Origin of the sequence: Sphingobium sp. MK2 (assembly GCF_040170545.1) — a bacterium.
Taxonomy (GTDB): Bacteria; Pseudomonadota; Alphaproteobacteria; order Sphingomonadales; family Sphingomonadaceae; genus Sphingobium.
In genome coordinates this window covers 1-3,257 of record NZ_JAZDXA010000058.1, presented here as the reverse complement: position 1 = coordinate 3,257, position 3,257 = coordinate 1, and the positions used below count along the sequence as shown (strand labels likewise).

Genomic DNA, 3,257 nt, shown 5'->3' with positions numbered 1-3,257 from the left:
CGTCCCGTCCACGCCGCCAGTGCCGTCGCCCGCCAATCCAGGCAAACTACGCCGCTGTCATGAATAAGCCGGGTTAGCAGGGCGGGTCATTCAATCCGCTTGGTCGGTCATCATCGCCAACAGGTAGTCGGCGGCGTTCTGAGCCTCACGGGCAGCCTCGAAAATCGCGCGCTTGTCGTTGCGGAGCGCGGTCAACCAGTGCTCGATATACGCGGCATGGTCTTCGCGTTCCTCGACCTTGAAACCGACAATCGCGCCGATGAAGGATGCGCCCAGCTCGGCTACGAGCTCGTCCCTCGCATAGTCGGCGCGGCTCGTTGAAATCAGGGTTTTCCGGTTGAGGCGGCTTTCATGCCCTGCATGATGCACGGCCTCGTGCGCAAGCGTGGCATAGTAGTCGTCGGCGGAATGGAACGCTTCAAAAGCAGGCATTTGGATATAGTCGTCGCGGGTGTGGTAATAGGCTTGCGATCCGCCGATGCGAACGGTTGCGTCGATGCGAGAGAACATCACTTCAAGCTCAACGTCGCGGGTTTCGGGATTGGTAATGATCGGGGCGGGCGCGGGATATTTGCCGTCCAGTCCCTCGACCTGATCGGCATTGAAAACCGTGTATCGTTTCAGAAACGGAATGGCGCGCTCGTCGTCCGTCTCGGAGTCCTTCACGACAAGCTTGTTAGCATAGACAATGGTGGTCCCCTTGCTGCCCTTCCGGACATTGCCGCCAAGCTCCAATGCCTGTTTGAAGGTCAGCCAATAGGGGGAGGCGAAGCCCTGACGCATGGCGCTGGCCCAAAGGCTGAGGACGTTGATCCCACGATAGGCGACCCCATTGTGCCGGAGCGGAATGGTCGGCCCACCGCTCCACGGCTTCACCCAAGGCTTGGTGCCCGCTTCGAGCATCGCAAGAATGTCGTCGGTGACGGCCTGATAAATGTCGATCCGGTTCGTTTCCTTAGCCATTTTCCTCACTCCTTTAGGCGAAGCCGCTGCCTGCGGCCTGCGGCTCTGACCCGCTGGCGAAGCGCGGGATGGGGAGGGGGGAGCAAAATCGATGGGAGTGGTGCGGGCGGCGCGACTAGGGAGGCCCCGGCGCGCGCGAGCGCGCCGGAACTGGCCGAACTTGTCGGGCAACCCGGTCCTGTCGATTATGCTTCGGGAACGAAAGGGCGGGTGCCCTTGGTGTTCCCCCGGTGGCAGCTGCCACCACCGGCAACGCGCGGCCCTAGCCGCTCATTATACGCGGCCGATTTTACCGGCTGCGTTCTGTAAAATGGGTGCGGTGGCAGCTGCCACCGCCCCGCAAGTTTGCGGGGAGCGCGGGAGTGAAGCGCGCTCCCCATGCCGTCATGCCGCTTGGCTTTCGCTATCAGCGGCATCGGGCAAGGCAGAGGGTCGAAGGGCGGGGGGCAGGATGCGCCGCCCCGCAAGGCGCTCGTTGACCGTCAAGGCAAGATCAGAGCGCTTCATGGTCTGGCAATTCTCTGCGGCGTCGTTGCCGCAACCTTCGGCCAGCAGCTTCAAGAGCGTGGCCTTGCTAAGCTGGTCATAGAATACCTGATTGGGTTCCCACTTGTCGGCCATGTCGATCTGCGCGGCCCCGACGATCTGCGCCAGCTGGCGGTCGCGGTCGCTATGGAACGAAAGGCTCGTGATCTGCGAGGCCACGCAGTAGGCCAGCAGCCGCAATTTCGCTTCGCTGTCCATCTGGCGCATGTCGTCCAGCGTGGGTGTCTCGGCCAAGCGGGCAAGATCGGCCCCCGCGATTTCGTCAATGTCGGCAATCGTGGAATGGCCCATGATCGCCTCGTCAACATGGAAGCGGTTCTTCTCGGCGGTGATTTCGGCGGCTTGTTGCCACGAATAGGAGTTGCCGCGAACCTGCCCCAATAGGCCCGTCAAGAGCACGTCCAGCGCCAGCTCCGGGTCGCTGGCAAGGGCTTCCCGAACCGCCATCGTGCGGATGCCGCCCAGCTGATCCATGACCTTCTGCGAGTAGTCGGGCCGGGGAGGCTTGGGGCCATCGGCGGCGGTGCCCTTGGCGCTGCGCGTGAACGCAACCTGTTCGATACCGTCATGCCCGATGAAGACGATAAGCGAGTGCTCGGCCTTCTGCTCGGCGGTGAAGACGCGGCAAGCCGATACGATAGCGTCCTGCTTGCGGGTCAGGGCGCGCAACTCGTCGTCATAGTCGTGCTCGTCCTCGTCCACCTCGCTTTCCCGCTTGGCGATTGCCGCCTCGATCTCGACCAGCTGCGCGGTTTCTTCCTCGGTCGGATGGCGCTCGCCAGCGGGTTCCAGATGGCCGCGCATCCAGTAGGAATCAGGCCGGTAGAGCTGCCCTTCTGCATCGCGCCAGCCATCTTCGCGCGCCGCCTTGGCGATGGCGTCGAGCCGATCTTGCACAAGGTCCATGACAAGGCCCGCATCATCGCAATAGCGACGTTCTCCGAAAAGATCGGTGGTGAAGGTGCCGCCTGCGGCGCAATAGGCTTCCTCGCCTACAATGCGAAAATGCTTGTCGGTATCGGCAACCTTCTCCTGGGTGAGCATGGCGCGGATTTGGTGGGCGTTGTCGCCGGTGCGCTTGAAAACCTCAAGCTGGCGGTCCTGATCGTCTGTCAGCGCGAAAGCCTGCGCCGCGCCCATGCCGATTTCGTCTTTCTGGAAGGCTTTGAGAATGGTCGGGTGCAGCGCCGCCAGCTTCAACACGCGGCGGACATAGGCGGGGGAGACGCCGAACGATGCTGCAACATCGTCAACGTCTTTGCCGCTGTCGATGATCGCCCGATAGGCGGCGATGGCATCGGCGGGGTGCATGTCCTCACGCTGCGCGTTCTCGGCAAGAGAGATTTCCAGCGCCTCGTCCTTGCTGCGGATTTCAACGGGAACCTCGAAAGTGCCGGGGATGGTCTTTGCCTTCTGCAACAGCTTCAAGGCCCGGTAGCGCCGCCCTCCAGCGCAAATCTTGATCTTGCCGTCCTCATCATAGCCGATCAGGTTTTGCAGCACGCCCCGCGCCTGAATGTCGGCTGCGAGGGCTTCAATTTCCTTGGGCTTCACCTTCCGCACGTTGAGGTCGGAAAGCGCCAGCTTGTTCAGTTGGATGGTCTGGATGGTCATTTTTCACTCCTTTAGGCGAAGCCGCTGCCTGCGGCCTGCGGCTCTGACCCGCTGGCGAAGCGCGGGATGGGGAGGGGGAAGCAAAATCGATGGGAGTGGTGCGGGCGGCGCGACTAGGGAGGCCCCGGCGCGCG

The 3,257-nt window shown here is 62.5% G+C and carries 2 protein-coding genes; both read right to left on the bottom strand.

Annotation, left to right across the window (positions count from 1 at the left end):
• Positions 1–90: 90 nt before the first annotated feature.
• The gene (locus V2I08_RS18905) at positions 91–963 is read right to left on the bottom strand and encodes a zincin-like metallopeptidase domain-containing protein (RefSeq protein WP_349636363.1); all 873 of its coding nucleotides are present in this window, start codon (positions 961–963) and stop codon (positions 91–93) included.
• Between the two features lie 384 nt (positions 964–1,347).
• A complete protein-coding gene (locus V2I08_RS18900) occupies positions 1,348–3,123 on the bottom strand; it encodes a ParB/RepB/Spo0J family partition protein (protein WP_059153608.1) in 1,776 nt (591 codons plus the stop codon).
• Between the last annotated feature and the right edge of the window lie 134 nt (positions 3,124–3,257).

Coding starts and splice junctions, on each gene's coding strand:
- V2I08_RS18900 (WP_059153608.1), bottom strand. CDS start 3,123: ATGACCATCCAGACCATCCAACTGAACAAGCTGGCGCTTTCCGACCTC.
- V2I08_RS18905 (WP_349636363.1), bottom strand. CDS start 963: ATGGCTAAGGAAACGAACCGGATCGACATTTATCAGGCCGTCACCGAC.